This window comes from Pseudomonas sp. LBUM1644 (genome assembly GCF_059716195.1).
Genome location: NZ_CP166812.1, coordinates 494132 through 512172, shown reverse-complemented (window position 1 = coordinate 512172; position 18041 = coordinate 494132). Strand labels below are relative to the sequence as shown.

General features: G+C 59.9%; 16 protein-coding genes. 6 read left to right on the top strand and 10 right to left on the bottom strand.

Annotation, left to right across the window (positions count from 1 at the left end):
• The first annotated feature begins 72 nt into the window (after nt 1–72).
• The gene (locus ACA052_RS02325) at nt 73–1506 is read left to right on the top strand and encodes a TolC family outer membrane protein (RefSeq protein WP_497648223.1); all 1434 of its coding nucleotides are present in this window, start codon (nt 73–75) and stop codon (nt 1504–1506) included.
• Nucleotides 1507–1609: 103 nt separating this feature from the next.
• Here the strand turns inward: ACA052_RS02325 and waaA are convergent, their stop codons facing one another.
• Both waaA and ACA052_RS02315 read right to left on the bottom strand, forming a co-directional pair.
• Nucleotides 1610–2887: a lipid IV(A) 3-deoxy-D-manno-octulosonic acid transferase gene (gene waaA, locus ACA052_RS02320; RefSeq protein WP_497648222.1), complete on the bottom strand. Its 1278-nt coding sequence runs from the start codon at nt 2885–2887 to the stop codon at nt 1610–1612.
• Nucleotides 2880–3800, bottom strand: a complete 921-nt coding sequence (locus ACA052_RS02315) for a LysR family transcriptional regulator (protein WP_497648221.1) — start codon at nt 3798–3800, stop codon at nt 2880–2882. Before ACA052_RS02315 ends, waaA begins: the two co-directional genes overlap by 8 nt.
• Nucleotides 3801–3901: 101 nt before the next feature.
• On the opposite strand from ACA052_RS02315, the gene ACA052_RS02310 reads away from it, so the two are divergent.
• The 4 genes from ACA052_RS02310 to ACA052_RS02295 all read left to right on the top strand — a co-directional run bounded on the left by ACA052_RS02310 (nt 3902) and on the right by ACA052_RS02295 (nt 7351).
• Complete coding sequence (locus ACA052_RS02310; protein WP_123402464.1) at nt 3902–4234, top strand: DMT family transporter; 333 nt, start codon at nt 3902–3904, stop codon at nt 4232–4234.
• A 133-nt stretch (nt 4235–4367) separates the two neighbouring features.
• Nucleotides 4368–5543, top strand: a complete 1176-nt coding sequence (locus ACA052_RS02305; protein ID WP_497648220.1) for an NAD(P)/FAD-dependent oxidoreductase — start codon at nt 4368–4370, stop codon at nt 5541–5543.
• The gene (locus tag ACA052_RS02300) at nt 5540–6352 is read left to right on the top strand and encodes an aldo/keto reductase (RefSeq protein ID WP_497648219.1); all 813 of its coding nucleotides are present in this window, start codon (nt 5540–5542) and stop codon (nt 6350–6352) included. Before ACA052_RS02305 ends, ACA052_RS02300 begins: the two co-directional genes overlap by 4 nt.
• Nucleotides 6353–6385: 33 nt before the next feature.
• Nucleotides 6386–7351 carry a metal ABC transporter ATPase gene (locus ACA052_RS02295; RefSeq protein WP_497648218.1) on the top strand — a complete coding sequence of 322 codons (966 nt, stop codon included), beginning with the start codon at nt 6386–6388 and terminating at the stop codon, nt 7349–7351.
• Nucleotides 7352–7397: 46 nt separating this feature from the next.
• Here the strand turns inward: ACA052_RS02295 and ACA052_RS02290 are convergent, their stop codons facing one another.
• The 7 genes from ACA052_RS02290 to msbA form a co-directional block, all read right to left on the bottom strand.
• Complete coding sequence (locus ACA052_RS02290; RefSeq protein WP_497648217.1) at nt 7398–8198, bottom strand: hypothetical protein; 801 nt, start codon at nt 8196–8198, stop codon at nt 7398–7400.
• 69 nt (nt 8199–8267) lie between these two features.
• Nucleotides 8268–8975: a hypothetical protein gene (locus ACA052_RS02285; RefSeq protein WP_497648216.1), complete on the bottom strand. Its 708-nt coding sequence runs from the start codon at nt 8973–8975 to the stop codon at nt 8268–8270.
• Nucleotides 8976–9950, bottom strand: a complete 975-nt coding sequence (locus ACA052_RS02280) for a glycosyltransferase family protein (protein WP_497648215.1) — start codon at nt 9948–9950, stop codon at nt 8976–8978.
• 112 nt (nt 9951–10062) lie between these two features.
• Nucleotides 10063–11484, bottom strand: a complete 1422-nt coding sequence (gene hldE, locus ACA052_RS02275) for a bifunctional D-glycero-beta-D-manno-heptose-7-phosphate kinase/D-glycero-beta-D-manno-heptose 1-phosphate adenylyltransferase HldE (RefSeq protein WP_497648214.1) — start codon at nt 11482–11484, stop codon at nt 10063–10065.
• A 64-nt stretch (nt 11485–11548) separates the two neighbouring features.
• Entirely contained in the window at nt 11549–12949 is a 1401-nt protein-coding gene (locus ACA052_RS02270; protein WP_497648213.1) for a PIG-L deacetylase family protein, read from the bottom strand.
• Between the two features lie 4 nt (nt 12950–12953).
• A complete protein-coding gene (locus ACA052_RS02265) occupies nt 12954–13850 on the bottom strand; it encodes a GNAT family N-acetyltransferase (protein WP_497648212.1) in 897 nt (298 codons plus the stop codon).
• Nucleotides 13844–15664 carry a lipid A export permease/ATP-binding protein MsbA gene (msbA, locus tag ACA052_RS02260; protein WP_497648211.1) on the bottom strand — a complete coding sequence of 607 codons (1821 nt, stop codon included), beginning with the start codon at nt 15662–15664 and terminating at the stop codon, nt 13844–13846. Before msbA ends, ACA052_RS02265 begins: the two co-directional genes overlap by 7 nt.
• 127 nt (nt 15665–15791) lie before the next feature.
• Between msbA and ACA052_RS02255 the strand changes: the two genes are divergently transcribed.
• Nucleotides 15792–16445 (top strand): lipopolysaccharide kinase InaA family protein, encoded by a 654-nt coding sequence (locus ACA052_RS02255; RefSeq protein WP_497648210.1) that lies wholly within the window; start codon nt 15792–15794, stop codon nt 16443–16445.
• A gap of 3 nt (nt 16446–16448) precedes the next feature.
• On the opposite strand, the gene ACA052_RS02250 is transcribed toward ACA052_RS02255, so the two are convergent.
• Nucleotides 16449–17909, bottom strand: a complete 1461-nt coding sequence (locus tag ACA052_RS02250) for a glycosyltransferase family protein (protein ID WP_497648209.1) — start codon at nt 17907–17909, stop codon at nt 16449–16451.
• Between the last annotated feature and the right edge of the window lie 132 nt (nt 17910–18041).

Below are 18041 nucleotides of genomic sequence, written 5' to 3'. Positions count from 1 at the left end.
GCATTGACGCTGCATGGTCGGCGCCTTACCTTTGGCGCTCAAATTATCAGCGTAATTTTTAGGGATGACCTCATGCTGCGCAAACTCTCACTGGCCGTTGCCGTGTCTTGTGCGTCCAATGGAATGGTTTGGGCAGCAGAAGCGCCCTTATCGACCAAAAACGACCTGGTCAGCGTGTACCAGGAAGCGAAAGACAACAACGCCGACCTCGCAGCCGCCGTCGCCCAATATGGCGCGCAGAAAGAAGTCGTGCCCCAGGCCCGTGCCGGCCTGTTGCCCAATCTCTCGGGCGGCGCCGAACTGGCCAACGTGCGCACCGCGCTCGACCAGCCTTCGGCCACTGCCAACCGTAATGCCCACTCGTATCAAGCGACCCTGGCTCAACCACTGTTCCGTGCCGATCGCTGGTTCCAGTTCCAGGCCGCCAAGGACGTCAACGAACAGGCCGCACTGCAACTCTCGGCGACCGAGCAAAACCTGATCCTGCAATCCGCCGACAGCTACTTCAACGTCTTGCGGACCCAGGACAACCTGGCCTCGACCAAGGCCGAGGAAGCCGCGTTCAAACGCCAGCTCGATCAGTCCAACGAACGCTTCGACGTCGGTCTTTCGGACAAGACCGACGTGCTGCAATCGCAGGCCAGCTACGACACCGCACGCGCCAACAGAATCGTCGCACAGCGCCAGGTGGATGATGCGTTCGAAGCCCTGATCACCCTGACCAACCGTCAGTACAACTCGATCTGGGGCATTTCCCATAACTTGCCGATCCTGCCGCCAGCGCCGAACGACGCCAAGGCCTGGGTCGACACGGCAGCCAGACAGAACCTCAATCTGCTAGCGAGCAACTACGCCGTAAGCGCCGCCGAAGAAACACTCAAGCAGCGCAAGGCCGGCCATGCGCCGACCGTCGATGCCGTGGCGAAATATGAGAAAGGCGACAACGATGCGTTGGGCTTCAGCAACCCGAACGCTTTTGGCCAACCTTACGGTGGCAATGTCGAGCAAACGACCGTGGGCTTGCAACTGAACATCCCGATCTACAGCGGCGGCCTGATCAACTCCCAGGTGCGCCAGTCCTATGCACAACTGGACCAGTCCGAGCAGCAACGCGAATCCCTGCGTCGACAAATCGTCGAAAGCACGCGCAACCTGCACCGCGCGGTGAACACCGACGTCGAGCAGGTTCAGGCGCGCAAGCAGTCGATCATCTCCAACCAGAGCGCGGTGGAAGCGACCGAAATCGGTTATCAGGTGGGCACGCGCAACATCGTCGATGTGCTGGATGCGCAGCGCCAGCTCTACACGTCGGTGCGCGACTACAACAACACGCGCTACGACTACATCCTCGACAACCTGCGCTTGAAGCAAGCGGCGGGCACGTTGAACCCGGGGGACTTGCAGGATCTGGCGCGTTATCTGAAGGCCGATTACAACCCGGACAAGGACTTCCTGCCGCCGGACCTGGCCAAGGCTGCGGCTGAACAGCTTAAAGCCCGGCCTTAAAAGCATTCGCGAGCAAGCCCGCTCCCACAGTTGACCGTATTCCATCTGGAAAACCCCGGTCGAATGTGGGAGCGGGCTTGCTCGCGAAGGAAGGCACCTCGGTCTAACGGTCGATCAACCGCCCCAACCCATCCAACAATCGCTGCAACGCGCCCTGATTCATGCGCATCACCCTCAACCCCGCTTCCGCCATCCGCTGTGCATCTCGCGGCAATTCGAACAACCGCTGCACGGCCAGCGCCAGACCCTCGGCATCCTCCACTTCCTGCAACGCCCCGGCACTTCGCAATTGCGCGGCGATTTCGAGGAAGTTGAACAGGTGCGGCCCGCTCAATACCGGTTTGGCCAAGGCGGCCGGTTCCAGCAGGTTATGCCCGCCGTTCGGCACCAGGCTGCCGCCGACAAACGCACTGTCGGCCAGCGCATACAGAAACAGCAGCTCACCCATGGAGTCGCCCACCAGCACCGACGTCGTGGCAGTGACCGGCTCCCCCGTGGAACGGCGTACCGTGGCGAACCTCTGCTGCCGGCACAACTCGAACACCGCATTGAATCGCTCGGGGTGACGCGGCACCAGAATCAGCAACGCATCGGGATGATTGGCCAGCAACTGACGATGCGCCGCCAGCACGACTTCGTCTTCACCTTCGTGGGTACTCGCGGCGATCCACACCGGACGCTCCACTGCCTGCCACTGCGCACGCAATTGGGCGGCACGCTGTAGCAGTTGCGGGTCGATGGTCAGGTCGAACTTGATCGAGCCGGTCACTTCCACGGTTTGCTCACGCGCACCCAGTTCGCGGAAGCGCTGGGCCTCGGCTTCGGTCTGCACGGCGAACAGGCTCATTTCAGCCAGCATCGGCTGGGTCAGTTTATTGAAGCGGCCATAGCCCTTGGCCGAGCGCTCAGAAAGCCGCGCATTGGCCAGCGCCACCGGAATCCCGCGTTTGGCGCATTGGTGAATGTGGTTGGGCCAGAGCTCGGTTTCCATGATTACCGCCAGTGTCGGCCGGACCCGGTCGAGGAAGCGTGCCGCTGCGCAAGGCAAGTCGTACGGCAAATAGCAGTGCTGGATGCGCGGCTCATTGGCAAACAGGGCCTGGATGCGCTCCGAACCGGTCGGGGTCATGCAGGTTACGGTGATCGGCAGCTGTGGATAACGTTGCAGCAACGCACGAATCATCGGTGCCGCAGCAATGCTTTCGCCAACCGACACCGCGTGCACCCAGATCCCGCCCGGCTTCATCGGCGGCAGCCCAAGGGAAAAACGCTCGCCAATGCGCTTGGCATACGCCGGCGCCTTGCGCGAGCGCAGCCACAGCCGAATCGCTACCAATGGCAGCCCCAGGTAAAACAGCGCGGTGTAGAGAGTTCTATTCATGGCGGCGGAGTTTATCGGTTTTTTCGCCGATCGCCTGCAAGTGCACGGCAAAACGTTCCGCCAACCAACGGGCCGCCGGACCGAGCGGCTCATCGCGGCGCCAGACCAGTTCCACCACCAGTGCCGGCGGGGTCCATTCGCTGACCAGTTCGACCATCTGACTGTGATAGCCCGAATACTGCACGACGTTGCGCGGCAGCCAGGCCCATCCGAGGCCGCGCATCAGCAATTCGGCGATGACGTAAAAGCTGTCGGCGCGCCACACCTGCGGGCTGGCCGGCTCACTGCCAGGATAGACGCTGGATTGCGCGGCCATCAGCAGCTGCCGATGCCGGGCCAGTTGCTGGCCGTCGACCGCCGTCAACGCCGCCAGCGGATGACCGACCCCGCAGACCGTGACCATTTCGATACTGCCCAGCACCCGCCGCTCCAGGGCCTCGGGAATTTGCTCGTGGTAGAACAGCAACCCGAGGTCGGCCCGGCGATCCAACAGCTTTCGGGCCACATCGCCCTGGGTGCCGTTGGACAATTGCACTTCCAGGCTTGGGAACTGCTTGGCCAGGGCGTCGAGGCTGTCGATCACCGGTTGAAAAGGCATGGCTTCGTCTTGTGCCAACCGGATGCGCGCCTCCTGCCCGCGCATCATCGCCAGCGCCCGCCCGTTCAGGCGCTCACACTGGCGCAAGACCTCCCGCGCTTCCTCCAGCAACGCATTGCCCGCCTCGGTGAGTTTTGGCTGACGGCCGCTGCTGCGATCGAACAGGCTCACCCCCAAATCCTCTTCCAGCAGCGCAATCGAACTGCTGACTGCCGACTGCGCCTTGCGTTGATCGCGCGCGACGGCGGAAAACGAACGCTGCTCCGCTACGCTGACAAACAGCCGCAGCTGTTCCAGATTCCATTGCATGTTCATGAGCAACCCATCTTTAGAACAGATAGGTAATGACTTTACCGCATCTGGATTAACTCTAGAATGCCGACTCAGAAAGCAACGCTTCACACGAGGACGCCCCCATGACCGCTTACTACTACCTGGCCATTGCCATCTGCGCCGAAGTGATCGCCACTGTCTCGATGAAAGCGGTCAAGGGTTTCAGCACGCCACTGCCGCTGATCCTGGTGATTGTCGGCTACGGCATCGCCTTCTGGATGCTGACGCTGGTGGTGCGCAGCGTGCCGGTCGGTGTGGCTTATGCGGTGTGGGCCGGCATGGGGATCGTGATGGTCAGCGTTGCGGCGCTGTTTATCTACGGGCAGAAGCTGGACGTGCCAGCGATGCTGGGGATGGGGTTGATTGTGCTGGGTGTTGTGGTAATTCAGCTGTTCTCCAAAACTGCGGGGCATTAAAAGAAAAGATCGCAGCCTGCGGCAGCTCCTACATTGGAATGCGTTCCCCTGTAGGAGCTGCCGCAGGCTGCGATCTTTTTTCCCGTCTTAGCTCTGTATACTGCGTCCTCGTCTTGAACACTGAGGTCGCCGCATGCCATCCGTTATTTCCACCGACGTTCTGATTGTCGGCGCTGGTGTTGCCGGCCTCTGGCTGAATGCGCGCCTGCGCCGCCAAGGTTTTTCGACCGTGCTGGTGGAAAGCGCCAGCCTCGGCGGCGGGCAAAGCGTGAAGTCCCAGGGCATCATCCACGGCGGCGCCAAATACGCGTTGCACGGGGCCCTGACCGGCGCTTCGGAAGCCATCGCCGACATGCCGCGCCGCTGGCGTGAGGCCTTGGCCGGCGACGGCGAACTGGACCTGTCCGGCGTGCGCCTGTTGTCCGAAGCGCATTACCTCTGGTCCCCCGGCACAATCGCCGGCAACCTCACCAGTTTCTTCGCCAGCAAAGCGGTGCGCGGCCGCGTCGACCAGGTCAAGGGCGACCAATTGCCACCCGCCCTGCAAGACAAACGTTTCAAGGGCAAGGTCTACCGCCTGGCGGAACTGGTGATCGACGTCCCGAGCCTGATTCAGCGCCTGGCCGATCTGGCGGGTGATGGCTTGCTTGCCGGGCAGAAGATCGAACCGTTGCTGGAGGGTGGGTTGCTGGTCGGCCTGAAAGTCGACGAGCGCGAGATTCATGCCCAGCGCATCGTCTTGAGTGCCGGTGCCGGCACTGCCACGCTGCTGGAAGCGCTGGGGCTGACTCATCCCGCCATGCAACGCCGGCCGTTGCACATGATCATCGCCAAAGGCCCGAGCCTCAAACCGTTGTACGCCCATTGCCTGGGTGGCGGCACCAAACCGCGCATCACCGTGACCACCCATCCGGCCGCCGATGGCCAATGGGTCTGGTACCTGGGCGGTGATATTGCCGAAGCCGAAGGCGTTGCCCGAAACCCCGTCGAGCAAATCGCCACCGCGCAGAAAGAACTCGGCCAGTTGCTGCCATGGATCGACCTGAGCACCGCGCAATGGGCGACCCTTCGAGTGGATCGTGCCGAGCCACTGCAAACGGGCCTGACCCGCCCTGACAATGCGTTCCTTGCCGAAGAAGGCCGGCTGCTGGTCGGCTGGCCAACCAAACTGGCGCTGGTACCCGACTTCGCCGACCGCGTCATCGCCAGCCTTGCCCGCGATGGAATTCAACCAGGCCCGGTCGCCGCGCTGCCTGAACTGCCGAAACCGCCCATGGGCGTTCCAGCCTGGGAGCAATTGCTGCCATGAGCCAACCGACCTTGCATGACGTTCATCGCTCGCTGGGCAGTACCGGACTGCTGGTTTCGCCTCTGGGGCTGGGCACGGTGAAACTTGGCCGCGATCAGGGCGTGAAGTACCCCAGCGGTTTCCAGATTCCCGACGATGACGAAGCGCGCATGCTGCTCAAGCTCGCGCGTGACCTGGGGATCAACCTGATCGACACCGCACCGGCCTATGGTCGCAGTGAAGAGCGTCTCGGCCCCTTGTTGCGTGGCCAGCGCCAGGATTGGGTGATTGTCAGCAAGGTCGGCGAAGAGTTTGCCGACGGACAATCGCGCCACGATTTCAGCGCTGCGCATACCCGGCTTTCGGTTGAACGCAGCCTGCAACGCCTGGAAACGGATTTCATCGACCTGGTGCTGGTGCACTCCGACGGCAATGACCTGGCAATCCTCAACAACAGCGAAGTCTATGCGACCCTCGCCGAGCTGAAGCGCGAAGGCAAGATTCGCGGCTATGGCTTTTCCGGCAAGACCGTCGAGGGTGGTTTAAAGGCTCTGGATCAAGGTGACTGCGCGATGGTCACCTACAATCTGAACGAGCAGAACGAGAAGCCGGTCATTGACTATGCTGCTGCTCACGGCAAAGCCATTCTGGTCAAAAAAGCCCTCGCCAGCGGACACGTCTGCCTGAGCCCGGGCGTGGACCCGGTGCGCGCCAGTTTCGAATTGTTGTTTGAACATCCGGGTGTGGCCAGTGCTATTGTCGGGACCATCAATCCGCTGCACCTCGCCCATAACGTCGCGACCGTTGCACAGGTCCTACGTAGAAACTGATGCCGCCCCACGCGGCCTTTAGCAGGAGCCGACATGCCGCGTACGCTCATTAGAAAGAACCCGAGCAACTTCAAGACCCTGCCGTTGTACGTCGAAGCGACACCCGAAGGCTTGAGTTACCAGAGCGTCGGGATGCCGCTCAATTTCTCCCAGACCCTGCAACGTCGCCGCCCGGTAACGGTGGCTTCCACCGAACGGTTCTCCTTGGAGCTGGCCAACCTCGGGGTCTCGGTGCGCCTCACGCTGCATTGGCAGAATCGTGATTACTGGGTGCTGGTGCGACAGCGGCGGCAAGACCGTGGCGATGTCGTGCTGAAGCTGATTTCCGGATACGTGCCGGCCCATGAGCTGAACCTGCCGCTGCATACGGCGATCCAGGAGATTGCCGAAGAGTGCCTGCTGGAAACGCCGGAAGGCTGGCTCGGCGGCCGTTTCAACGACACCTGGCTGCCGACGCCGTACTCGTCCGCCCTGCATTATCGGGAAGCCTTGCCGTTTCGCCTGACGCCTTTGTCAGGCTCCGCGCGGCCAGTGCGTTGCGCAAAAATGCAGCTGATCGAACGACCACGGGCTTATGTGCACTTGCCGACCGCTTCGCTGCAATTGATCTACGACTTGCGGCTGGACGTGCCCAAGGAAGCCAAGTCCTTGAGCCTGTTTCATGTCGACGAGCGACTAGAAGGTGATCAGTTGGTGGCCCGGCTCGATCGCAAGCGCCCGGACCTGTACCTGATGCCCCTTGAAGATGGCGCACCTCTGCCCGAGCTTTATACGCTCAAGCGCGACAAGCTTTTGCCGGCCAGCACCCGTGGGCTGTATCTGGCTGAAAGCTTTGCGACCCAGGAAGGCTGGGTGGTTCGTGATGAGCGTATTCGCTGGAAAGACTGGGTCACGCAACAAGGGCTGGGGGCACCGAAAGTCCAGCGCCAGGGACTGATCAAACTGAAAGCCAAGGCGCTGCGACTGGTGCGGTTGGTTCGCAGAACGGCAGACAAATAGCGGGGCCGTCGTGGCCAGAGCCAGCTGACCACCCTTTGGCCTTACCCTATCGCCGCTTGTCCATCAGCGTGCGTACCCGCGCGAACAGATGGAAATAGCGATTTTCACGCTTGCCCATTCCGCGTTTGGGATCGAACGACTCATCTGCAAATGCACCGGTAATACGAACACGCGAAGCGGTGGTGTTCATAGTGCAGACCTTCACACCTGACTGCTGCAGTACGTATTTGAGCAACCGCTCGGAATGCAGCTTTCTTCCCGTCGCCTTACAAAAATCGAAGATGTGCTCAATCCGTTTTCCATAGGCTTTGTAGGCGTCACGCCCGCAAATGGCAAAACGGTCGTTCAGCCCGCCCCACCACTGCCAATCAGGAATGTAGGCATTGAGACGCCGGGCGTCCGGATGCTTGAACACATAGGCGGGAAGCGGTGAGTGAAAGAAATTGTCAGGACGCACGAACACGACGAAATCCGGATCAAAGGACTCCATTATGCCGGTCACAGTGTGCAGGGAGTTGAGCTGATAGATCAGGTTCCTGAGCGACGCGTGTTCGTCAGCCCACGTATCGCCGAGTGCTTTCACGCGCTCGAAGTCCCAACGCTCCAGAACGCCGTCCGTTGAGTCGAGCCTGCCGGTCATGGACTGGAAGGGCTCGTAATTGTCGGCGCTGAGTTCACCCCGTTCGCCCGAGCGCTCATTCTGGATTTCGTCGATTTTATACAGGTGGTAAAAGCACTTTACCTGGCTGTTCGCAGGGAGCTGTGCAAGAACGTTTTCTTGAATGGAAGGAAAGCAGATTTCCGAATTTCTGGGAATTCCAAAAAAAGCTACGGCGACTTTCAACACTCGACTACACCCCAGAAAATAATGTGCCCCTCCACCGCGCCATGTTGGCAACAAGCGGTTAACAATCACTCATTTGCGACGCAGCCATACTTGCCACCAGCGCCGACGCTGCAGACCCACGACGATCACATCCGACTTGGCCAACCACGCTCGCTCATAGTCCCAGGCATGTCCGCCCCAGAACTTCCCGGCTTCGTTGGAAAAACCCAATGTCATGAGCTGGTAGGTATAACCGGCATGGCTTCGCAGCCAATCGAACAACACCAGCGCATTAAAACCCGTTGTCGGGCCGACATAACGCTTACCTCCCGGCCGATCAACCGGGTAATTCCACAATGGCGGTAGCGGAATGCGCTCCCAATACAGCGCCACTCGCGGTAAAGCACACATCGCCCCCGTGCATCCGACCAACATCGTAAAACAACGCGCGCCAGGCATTTCGAACATCCGCTGCACTGGCGACGAATAAGGCAGGCCAAAGAAGTAAGCGTCCGGCGCATTGAACCCATGCACGAACACATTGACGCTTTGCGAGGTCAGCAGTGCAGATTTCACACAGTGATTGAAGCTGACCACCACGTCATCGGCGCCGATATTCAGCGCCTCGAAGTCGGCCGCCGTAATGGCAGGGTTGTTCGCCACGAGCACCACACGTGGCGCTCGGCGCAAGCACTCTTTCAACTCCAGCGGAATCCCGTCAAAAACAGACTGGTGGCCACCGGGCAACGCATCCAGCGCCATCTCCTCGCAGAATTGAGGCTGTTGTGAACGCGTCATCTACCCGACTACCTTCATCCTGTGGCGTATCTTGACCCACAGACGAGTGAACGCCGATGGTGGCTGCCAAGGGCGCATTTCACGCTGTATTTCGGCAGCGAGCGTACGCCCCACGCGGGCGAAGGAGTACTGGCTCTCGGCGAATGCCTGGCCGTTACTGGCGATACGAGACGCCAGCTCCGGGTCAGCCTGCAGCAACTTGAGTTTTTCCACTGCTTCATCTTCAGAGCGGTAGAACACAGTGTTGTGCATATCCTGAAAACCCAGCAGGCCGTCTTCTTCACCTTGACTCCAGGCCAGCAGGACACAGCCACACGCCATCGCTTCGAAGTTCTTGATCATGAATTCCCCCATGCCGATATCGGCACTGACGAAAATCTTGATGCGATTGAGAGTTTCCATGTATTCGGCGCCCGACTGGGTGCGGGTCACCAGCAACCCGGTACGCTGAGCCAAGGATTCAAGGACCGCTTTGCGCTGCGCATATTCGGTACTTTTCAGACTGCCCAGAAAGCCGATCGGAATGTCGCGAACCCCACCCGTATTACGCAGCATTTGTTCGTCATACCCTTTGGAGACGAACACTGCATCAATATTTTCGGCTTGCATGCGACGTGCAATAACAGCGCCGGAAACCAGGACCCGGGCACTTGGAAGAAGGCTGTAAAGACGCGAGTACTCACCCTGATACTTACTGGCGGGCATGTAATTCTGATAAGCGTCATGCTCGAGAAAAACCAGGCCGCGAATACACTTCAGCACACCGAGTTGCGGGGCCAGGCGCTTGAGTCGCGAAAAAATCACCACTCGGTCAAAACTTTGATAGTTGACCGAAGTGAGAAACGGAGCGAGGTTCATCTGTTGCTGTTTGCTTAGGCGATAGACAACACATTCATCGCAGTTCTGCTGCACGATTTCATACAGGCGATCCAGTATGACTCGCTGTTCGTCCATCACCAGAAGCATGACTTTCATAAGTTAATTTACCAACGCACTGGTTTTGTACCGGCCAGTAACAGCGGGAGACGGGAATTTCCTCTCAACAGAGCCCGCCCCCACACAGTACATAAGTGAGCATTTCACCTTATCAATGGCTGCGAATCTTCTCGACAATCGCCGTTGTCGAGCTATTTGCCACCAACCCGAGCACTTTCACCGTTCCGCCGTAGGCGGTCACGATGTCGGCGCCGACCACCTGGTCGATCCCGTAGTCACCCCCCTTGACCAAAACATCCGGCTTCACCTCGCGCAACAGGTTTTCCGGCGTTCCTTCAGGGAAACTGATCACCCAATCCACTGCGCCCAAACCTGCCAGCACAGCCATGCGGCGATCGACGCTGTTGATTGGACGCCCCGGCCCTTTCAGTCGGCTGACCGACGCATCGTCGTTGACCGCAACGATCAGTCGATCGCCTTGGGCACGCGCTTGCTCGAGGTAGGTCACGTGGCCGGCGTGCAAAATATCGAAGCAGCCGTTGGTGAAGACGATCTTCTCGTTATGCGCACGCGCATCGTCGACCGCCAGGAGCAACTGCTCAAGGCCCAGCACGCCGCGCTCGGACCCTTCGGCGCGCTGGATGGCGCGACGCAGTTCCGGGGCACTGATGGCGGCTGTACCGAGTTTGCCGACCACAATGCCGGCGGCAAGGTTGGCCAGGGCCACCGCGTGTGGCAGTTCCTCGCCTGCGGCAATCGCGGCCGCCAGGGTGGAAATCACGGTGTCGCCAGCGCCGGTCACGTCGAACACTTCACGGGCTCGCGCCGGCAAGTGCAGCGCCGGATGATCCGGGCGCAGCAAGGTCATGCCGTGTTCGCCGCGGGTCACCAGCAAGGCGCCAAGGTCCAGGTCGTGCATCAACTGCGCGCCCTTGCTCACAAGCTCGTGCTCATCGACACAACCGCCGACGATGGTTTCGAATTCGCTGAGGTTCGGGGTAATCAGGCTTGCACCCCGGTAGATCGAGAAGTCCTTGCCCTTGGGATCGGCAAGTACCGGAATGCCACGGGCACGGGCAGCCTGGATCAGCACCTGATGGTTTTTCAACGCACCCTTGCCGTAGTCGGACAGCACCAGCACCTTGATGCCTTCGAGCAATTCTTCAACCTGCTCGCCCAACGCCAGGGCATCGGTCGCAAAGGGTTCTTCGAAGTCGATACGCAGCAGCTGCTGGTGGCGGCTCATGACCCGCAACTTGACGATGGTGGGCTGGTGCGCAATGCGCTGAAACAGCGCGCGCACGCCGGCGCCTTTCAGGCTATTGACCAAGCTGTCGGCGGCTTCGTCGTCGCCGGTCACGCCAACCAGGGAGGCCGGCGCACCGAGGGCGGCAATGTTCAGCGCAACGTTGGCGGCACCGCCCGGGCGGTCCTCGATTTGCTCGACCTTGACTACCGGAACTGGCGCCTCAGGAGAAATCCTTGAGGTACCACCATGCCAATAACGGTCGAGCATGACATCGCCGACCACCAAGACAGGGGCTTGATCGAATCGCGGCATGGACAACTTCATGGAGCAACCCGCATACAAAATTAACAGGGGCGCGATACTAACACAGGGAAAAGCGCCGTCCGCCTCAATCTGAAAGGTCGCGGACCCAGAACAATTCGTGGCGCCGTACGGCCTTGCGGAAAAACTCGTTACTGCCTGTGGCTGGCCAGCGCCGACCGGCCAAAACCTGCTGAATCAAACGCCGCAATTGCCGCTTGAAAACCGGAGCCCCTTGCAGATCGTGCTCCATGGCCAGCGCCATGGCCTTGTCCAGTTGCACCTCTGCGCACAACAGCGGGCTCCACAGTTTGTCGGCAGGCAATGGCTCGATGGCCGGCGGCAGGGCGACGCCGGCACCGGCCGGGCCCATGGGCCAGCGATCGTTGTCATGCAGATGATTGGCGTACATCAGCAGGGTCTTCGGTTTCCAGGCACTGGCGGCGATGGCTTCAAGAACGGCGCGGGTTGACGCGATGTGATCGCTGTGAGGATCCAGCTCGGGATGGGGCGTCACCACCACCTCGGGGCGAAAATGCTCCAGCAACGCCACCAGATCGGCAACCAGGTTATGCCAGGTCGGCGCACCATCGGCATCGGCCGGCAAACTCATCGGGTTTTGTCGGCGCACAGGGCGGACATCGCTGTCAGTGGACTCGCGCGAGCCAAACGACTTGCCCGGCTCCTGGGCCATCAGCGGCAATTGCAGGCAGTAATAACCGAGTTGCACGCAGCGATTGACGGGTACACCGCCCCACAGGGGAATGACCAGGCTGTCCCAACTGCGCAGGCGCCCTTTCAGACGCGCCGCCTGGGCCTCGTTCAAGCCCAGGCGCTGATAATCCTCAGCCTCGATCTCACCTTGGGTCAACGTGACGATGCTGACCTCGTCGCTGCGACTATAAAGGCCAAACGCGGCCAGTTCGGCGTCGTCGGCGTGAGGCGCCATCACCATCACACGCTGCCGCGCATAATCGGGATTGGCCATGACCCACAACGTACCCGTGGCAGCCAGTGTGCAATAGCGCCCTCGCACCGCCAGCGAGCCCCGGGCCAATTCCGTGCCTTGTCCGGAGAGGTTGAGGAAGCGCCGCCCTTTGACCCCGCGCTCGAAGTCCTGACGATCGTCGCCCACTTCAACGAACGGATCCAGCCAGCGCCCTAACCAAGTCGTCTTCAACTCAAGTTCGAGAACGAGTGTCTCGCCTTCAGCCAGCGACTCGCCCAGACGTACCACGCCCTGTTCAAGACTCACGGCCTGACACGGAGTGCCTGCGGGGAACGTGTACTGATAGTCGTCAGAGGCCCGATAAAACAAATGATCGGCAAACCACGCTTCGTGAGCCACCCACACCAGGACCAGCAAGAGCGGCACCGTCCACCATCCCAGCCAGAAACCGAACACCAGCAGGGCCAGCAGAAAAGCGCCAAGGAATACTCGCTTGTTACGCCGATGCGCCTTGAGAAGCCGTTGTTTGCGAGCACTCATGGATTCAGACCTGATAGACCGGCACCGTCTGGCACCAGCGATCCTTATATTCCCGGTCAGCACGACCGAATGAATAACGCAGCGGCTTGCCCAGCGCTCGCGCCTCCGCCCAGGCGTGCTGGGTATTGACGAAACTGAGCACACTGCCCGGGCTGAATTCGCGGTTTTGCGGGTCGACGCCGCCGTTGATGTACTCCAGGGACACCCACTCGGGCGCCTCGACGCGGTACAGAATCTGGGTGGCAATAGGCGCCGAGTCCAGCATCACAATCGAGCCGGTCATGAACTCTCGCAGCAAGGTGAATACCTCCACCAATCCCGCCTTGCCGGGGACTTCAAACCCCCAACGGCGCTGAAACAGTTCGCCGTAAGCAGCGGCTTGCTCCTGCGGTGACAGCTGGGACATCGGAATCAGCGTACCGCCCGCCTCTTCCAGCAGACGCTGCTCCCGACGTTGGTTGTAGCGGAATTTCTTCGAATAATCTTCAGGTGCTCGCGCCATGGCTAGCCCTTGGGGCTGAACCCGCAGGGTGCTGATACGTCCGGCATTGAGATCCGAGACGTACGCCATGCGCTGGCGCACCGGCACCTCGACATTCGCGGCGACCGGCAGAATGATTTCCGCATTGCCCATGTCCAGCAGCCCGCGCTTGCCCTCGCGCTTAAGCACTTCCTTGGACAAGGCGACATGGCGCCCCCAGCAAGGAACGGCCGCAACGACGTCGCCGTCTACGATCCAGCCCAGGTAACGCAACTCGATGCGCACGAACGTCGACAAGCGCTCTACCACTTGAGGGTGAGTGGCAAAGCTTCCCCCAAAACGCTGCCAGGCCTGTTCGTAGGCCTGTCGATCAATCTCTACCCAGCCACGCTCACGCCAGGCTCGAAACAGTTTCAACATGCGCCAATCACGTGTGTCGGTTGCGGCTCGTCACCCTCTTCGAACTCTTTGGCGTGCAGGCGCGAATAATAGCCATTGAGCGCCAGAAGTTGTGCATGAGTGCCGCGTTCGACGATCTTGCCTTCGTCCATGACCAGAATCAGGTCGGCCTTCTCGATGGTGGTCAAGCGGTGGGCGATTACCAGGGTCGTGCGATTCTTCACTACGTGATCCAGGGCTGCCTGAATATGGCGCTCGGACTCGGTGTCGAGGGCAGAAGTCGCCTCGTCGAGAATCAGCAGCGGCGCATCCTTGAGCAAGGCCCGCGCAATGGCGATGCGCTGGCGCTGACCGCCAGAGAGCAACACGCCGTTTTCGCCGACCATGGTTTCATAACCCTGAGGCATCTTGACGATGAACTCGTTGGCATAGGCTTCCAGCGCCGCCCTGCGCACTTCTTCAATCGGCGCGCCAGCCAGGTCGCCGTAAGCGATGTTGTTGGTCACGGTGTCGTTGAACAGGGTGACCTGCTGGGTCACCAAAGCAATCTGCCGACGAAGGCTGCGCAAGGTGAAATCCTGAATCCTGACGCCATCGAGCAGAATCTGCCCATGCTCGTGCTGATAAAAGCGCGGGATCAAGCTCGCCAGCGTTGACTTGCCACTGCCTGAGCGCCCAACCAACGCGACCATCTGGCCAGGCTCGACGACAAAGCTGATGTCGTCGAGCACCTTTTTGTCACTCTCGGGGTATTGGAAGCTGAGGTTGCGCACTTCCAGACGCCCTTCGAGGCGATCATGCTCCACAGTGCCCTGGTCGATTTCCGCCGGCTCATCCAACTGTTCGAAAATACTCTCGGCACCTGCCACACCCTTCTGGATGGTGGAGCTGACCTCGGAGAGCTGCCGAATCGGCTTGGGCAGCAAGCCCGCCATGGTGATGTAGGCCACCAGGTCGCCGGGCGATGCATCGCCACGCAGGTACAACACCAGGAACATGACCACGGCCATGGCGGTGTACGTCACCAACTGCAGCATCGGCGTGTACACGGCGCCGGTCTTGGTCATCGCCAGTTGCTTGTCCGTGTTGCTCTGGCTGGCGTCCCTGAAACGCACCTTTTCATAGGTTTCGCCGCCGAAGCTGCGGACCACGCGATAGCCATGAATGGTCTCGGAAGCGACGTGGGTGACATTGCCCATCGAGACCTGAATCTTTTTGCTTTGCTTGCGGAATTTACGGCTGGTGCTGTTCACCATCATGCCGATCAGGGGCAGGATGGCCAGCATCACCAAGGTGAGTTTCCAGTTCATCCACAGCAGGGTGCAGAACAGGAAAATCACTGTCATGCCTTCACGGATCACGACCTTGATCGCGTCAGTGGCGGCACCGGTCACCATGGTCACGTTAAAAGTGATACGGGAAATAAGGTGGCCGGAGTTGTTCTTGTCGAAGAAGCGGTTGGGCAACTCCAGCAGTTTGTTGAACAGAACAACCCGCAAATCATGAACCAGCCCGAGGGAAACCCGTGCCAGGAAGAAGTTACCCAGATAAGACCCCACCCCTTGCCAGACCGCAATCAGGACGATCAGCAGCGGCACCGATTCCAGTAGCTGTAACTTGCCCAGGTAAGGGTTCCCGGGAAACAGGCTGGCTTCCGGATTGGCCAGGCCGTCTACGAAATATTTGAGGATATAAGCGAGCATCGGCTGGGTCGATGCGAAGATCAGAAAACCTACGATGCTCAGAATGAACAGGCCCACGTAAGGCCGCACGTAAGCCAAAAGGCGGAAATAGATCGCCAGCGTAGACTGGGGTTTCGGTTCAGGACTGCTCATGGGAATCCGCGCAAATCAGTGAGGAGCGGATGATATCACATGCCCCTTTTCCCCCAATAAACATGACGGAGGGCCCGCCTGCGGCCAAGTCGGTTAAGATAGCCGGCTTATGATGGGGGAGCCAGGCATGCAAGCGATTGATCACAGCACCTATGAGGCACTGCGCGCAGGTGCGCACGTTCTGGAGGCCGACGGCTCCGGCGACAAGGTGCTCAGGTTGGCCGACGGACGCATGCTCAAGCTGTTTCGCCGCAAACGCCTGCTCAGCTCCGCGCTGTTCTACCCCTACGCCCAGCGCTTCGCGAACAATGCCCGGGCACTGGAACTGCGCGACATCCTTTGCCCGAAAGTTATCGCGGTGTATCGCATCCCCAGCATTCAACGCGATGGCGTGTACTACAGCCCCCTTGAAGGAACGACCGTACGCCAACTGCAAAACAGTTCCGAACAAGCCGAGGTCCTGAGATCGCAACTGGGACGCTTCATCGCCCGACTGCACGAAAAAGGGGTGTACTTCCGATCGCTGCATTTTGGCAACGTGGTGCTGACGCCCGAAAACGCATTGGGGCTGATCGACATCGCTGACCTGCGCTGCCAAAAGGGTGCCCTGGGCGACAGCAAACGCCTGCGCAACTTCGCCCATCTGCTGCGCTACAAAGAGGATCGGCAGTGGCTGCTGGGCCAGGATGCCGGGGACACCTTTCTTGAAGGTTATCGCCAAGGCCTGTCGGGCAATCGGCAGGCGCCGTTGATCGAGCGCCTGCGTCAGCTGCTGGGCTAAGCGTTACTTGCCAATAACCAGCACCGTGGCGCCTTTGCGATTGGCAAAACGGGTAATGATGCGCTGGTTGTGTTCGGCCAGCCATCCACTCAGCCATGGCTCGTCGGCACGCGCATCGATCAGGAAATAGCGATAATTGCCCGCGCGTTCCGGCGACATCGCCTGCTCCCGGGTCAAGTTGTCGAGCACATAGCCGCGACCGGCGTAATAGCTGATGCGACCGTCCTCGTAGTAAACCGCTGCACCGGGTTCAATATTGGCAGCCGCCCAGTGACCCGCCTCGATGTAGTGAGTCTTTCCAGGACCGGTGGAAATCACGTTGGACAACATTACCAACAACCCCACCACGACCAGCGCCTTGCCCCAACGCGGAAACTGACGGACAAACGCCGCCAACGCTACCGCCAGCACGGGGACGAACAGCAGGTTGAGGAAGCTCAGGTAGCGAGTGTTCATGAACTGTTCCTTGATGAAGAACAGGACCAACACAATCAGGTACAGCAAAGCCGCCCAGGCAAAAGGCCGATAGTCGCGCCAGTAAGTCCGCAGGGCGCTCCAGCTGCTTCGTACAACAAAAGGAACAGCGAAAGGCCCCATCAGTTTTACGAAAGTAATCATCATGGACGCCAGGGTCCCGAAGAAAATGATCCGCCCGGCCTCGTCCCGCGAGTATTTATTGATCAGCGAATTGGCGAATTGCTCGGACAGCAAATTGAACGAAGCAAGAACACCACGCGGACTAATCATGCTCAGGTAAGCCGCAAAACGTGCCGCGGAAAAAGCACCCGACAGCGACGCCAGCACCAACCCTAACACCGGCAACCAAATGAACTGGAAGAACTGCCTGCGCTGCGTTGGCGACCAAAGATTAGGCAGCTGCCATAGCCCCAGCGCGGGCCACAACAGCACCGCTTCCAGGCGAAAAAACGCCGCTGCCACAATGGCCAGGTGAATGAGGACCGCACGAAACCAACCGCCACGCGCTTGCCATCTCAAGGCGAGCCAAAGCGTCAGCGTGCAGAAAAACCAGAACCCGAATTCGCGAATGATGTCATTGCGAAAACCATTGACCGCAGGCATTGCCAGTACGACCAGGCATGCCCAACGGGCGGAATCGGGGGAGCGCTGACGAACACAATCAACCATCAATGCGCAGGTGCCGGCGAGAAAAACGGCACACCACAGATAGGCGCTGAGCTCCAACGGCAAATGCAGGACAAGACGGGTTCCGGCCAGGAGCAGGATGAACCAGGGCCAATCAAAGGCTTGCGAGGCCACTTTAGGCCCGTATTCCGTGACCCGCTGAGCGATATCGATGTAGAACGCAGCATCACGTCCGACAGTCGCTGTTCCCAGCACCGCAACCAGGGAAAGCAGCAAACTCCCCCAGAACGCCAACCGAACCGGATATTCACCGATAATCCGGGAGATCCGGGCCCCCACTTTGCTGCCAGTACCGATCACCCTGCCCCCTTCAATAGCACGCGCAACGTTTGCGCAAAACAGTCCAACGAATGACTGGCAACGGTCTCAAGCAAAGCTTGTCCGATCAAGCCCAGCGCCCGGGTCTTATCATGAGCCAATATCACTGAACGA

Excerpts from the sequence above, each read along its gene's own strand:
- ACA052_RS02325 (WP_497648223.1), top strand. The coding sequence starts at position 73 with ATGCTGCGCAAACTCTCACTGGCCGTTGCCGTGTCTTGTGCGTCCAAT.
- waaA (WP_497648222.1), bottom strand. The coding sequence starts at position 2,887 with ATGAATAGAACTCTCTACACCGCGCTGTTTTACCTGGGGCTGCCATTG.
- ACA052_RS02315 (WP_497648221.1), bottom strand. The coding sequence starts at position 3,800 with ATGAACATGCAATGGAATCTGGAACAGCTGCGGCTGTTTGTCAGCGTA.
- ACA052_RS02310 (WP_123402464.1), top strand. The coding sequence starts at position 3,902 with ATGACCGCTTACTACTACCTGGCCATTGCCATCTGCGCCGAAGTGATC.
- ACA052_RS02305 (WP_497648220.1), top strand. The coding sequence starts at position 4,368 with ATGCCATCCGTTATTTCCACCGACGTTCTGATTGTCGGCGCTGGTGTT.
- ACA052_RS02300 (WP_497648219.1), top strand. The coding sequence starts at position 5,540 with ATGAGCCAACCGACCTTGCATGACGTTCATCGCTCGCTGGGCAGTACC.
- ACA052_RS02295 (WP_497648218.1), top strand. The coding sequence starts at position 6,386 with ATGCCGCGTACGCTCATTAGAAAGAACCCGAGCAACTTCAAGACCCTG.
- ACA052_RS02285 (WP_497648216.1), bottom strand. The coding sequence starts at position 8,975 with ATGACGCGTTCACAACAGCCTCAATTCTGCGAGGAGATGGCGCTGGAT.
- ACA052_RS02280 (WP_497648215.1), bottom strand. The coding sequence starts at position 9,950 with ATGAAAGTCATGCTTCTGGTGATGGACGAACAGCGAGTCATACTGGAT.
- hldE (WP_497648214.1), bottom strand. The coding sequence starts at position 11,484 with ATGAAGTTGTCCATGCCGCGATTCGATCAAGCCCCTGTCTTGGTGGTC.
- ACA052_RS02270 (WP_497648213.1), bottom strand. The coding sequence starts at position 12,949 with ATGAGTGCTCGCAAACAACGGCTTCTCAAGGCGCATCGGCGTAACAAG.
- ACA052_RS02265 (WP_497648212.1), bottom strand. The coding sequence starts at position 13,850 with ATGTTGAAACTGTTTCGAGCCTGGCGTGAGCGTGGCTGGGTAGAGATT.
- msbA (WP_497648211.1), bottom strand. The coding sequence starts at position 15,664 with ATGAGCAGTCCTGAACCGAAACCCCAGTCTACGCTGGCGATCTATTTC.
- ACA052_RS02255 (WP_497648210.1), top strand. The coding sequence starts at position 15,792 with ATGCAAGCGATTGATCACAGCACCTATGAGGCACTGCGCGCAGGTGCG.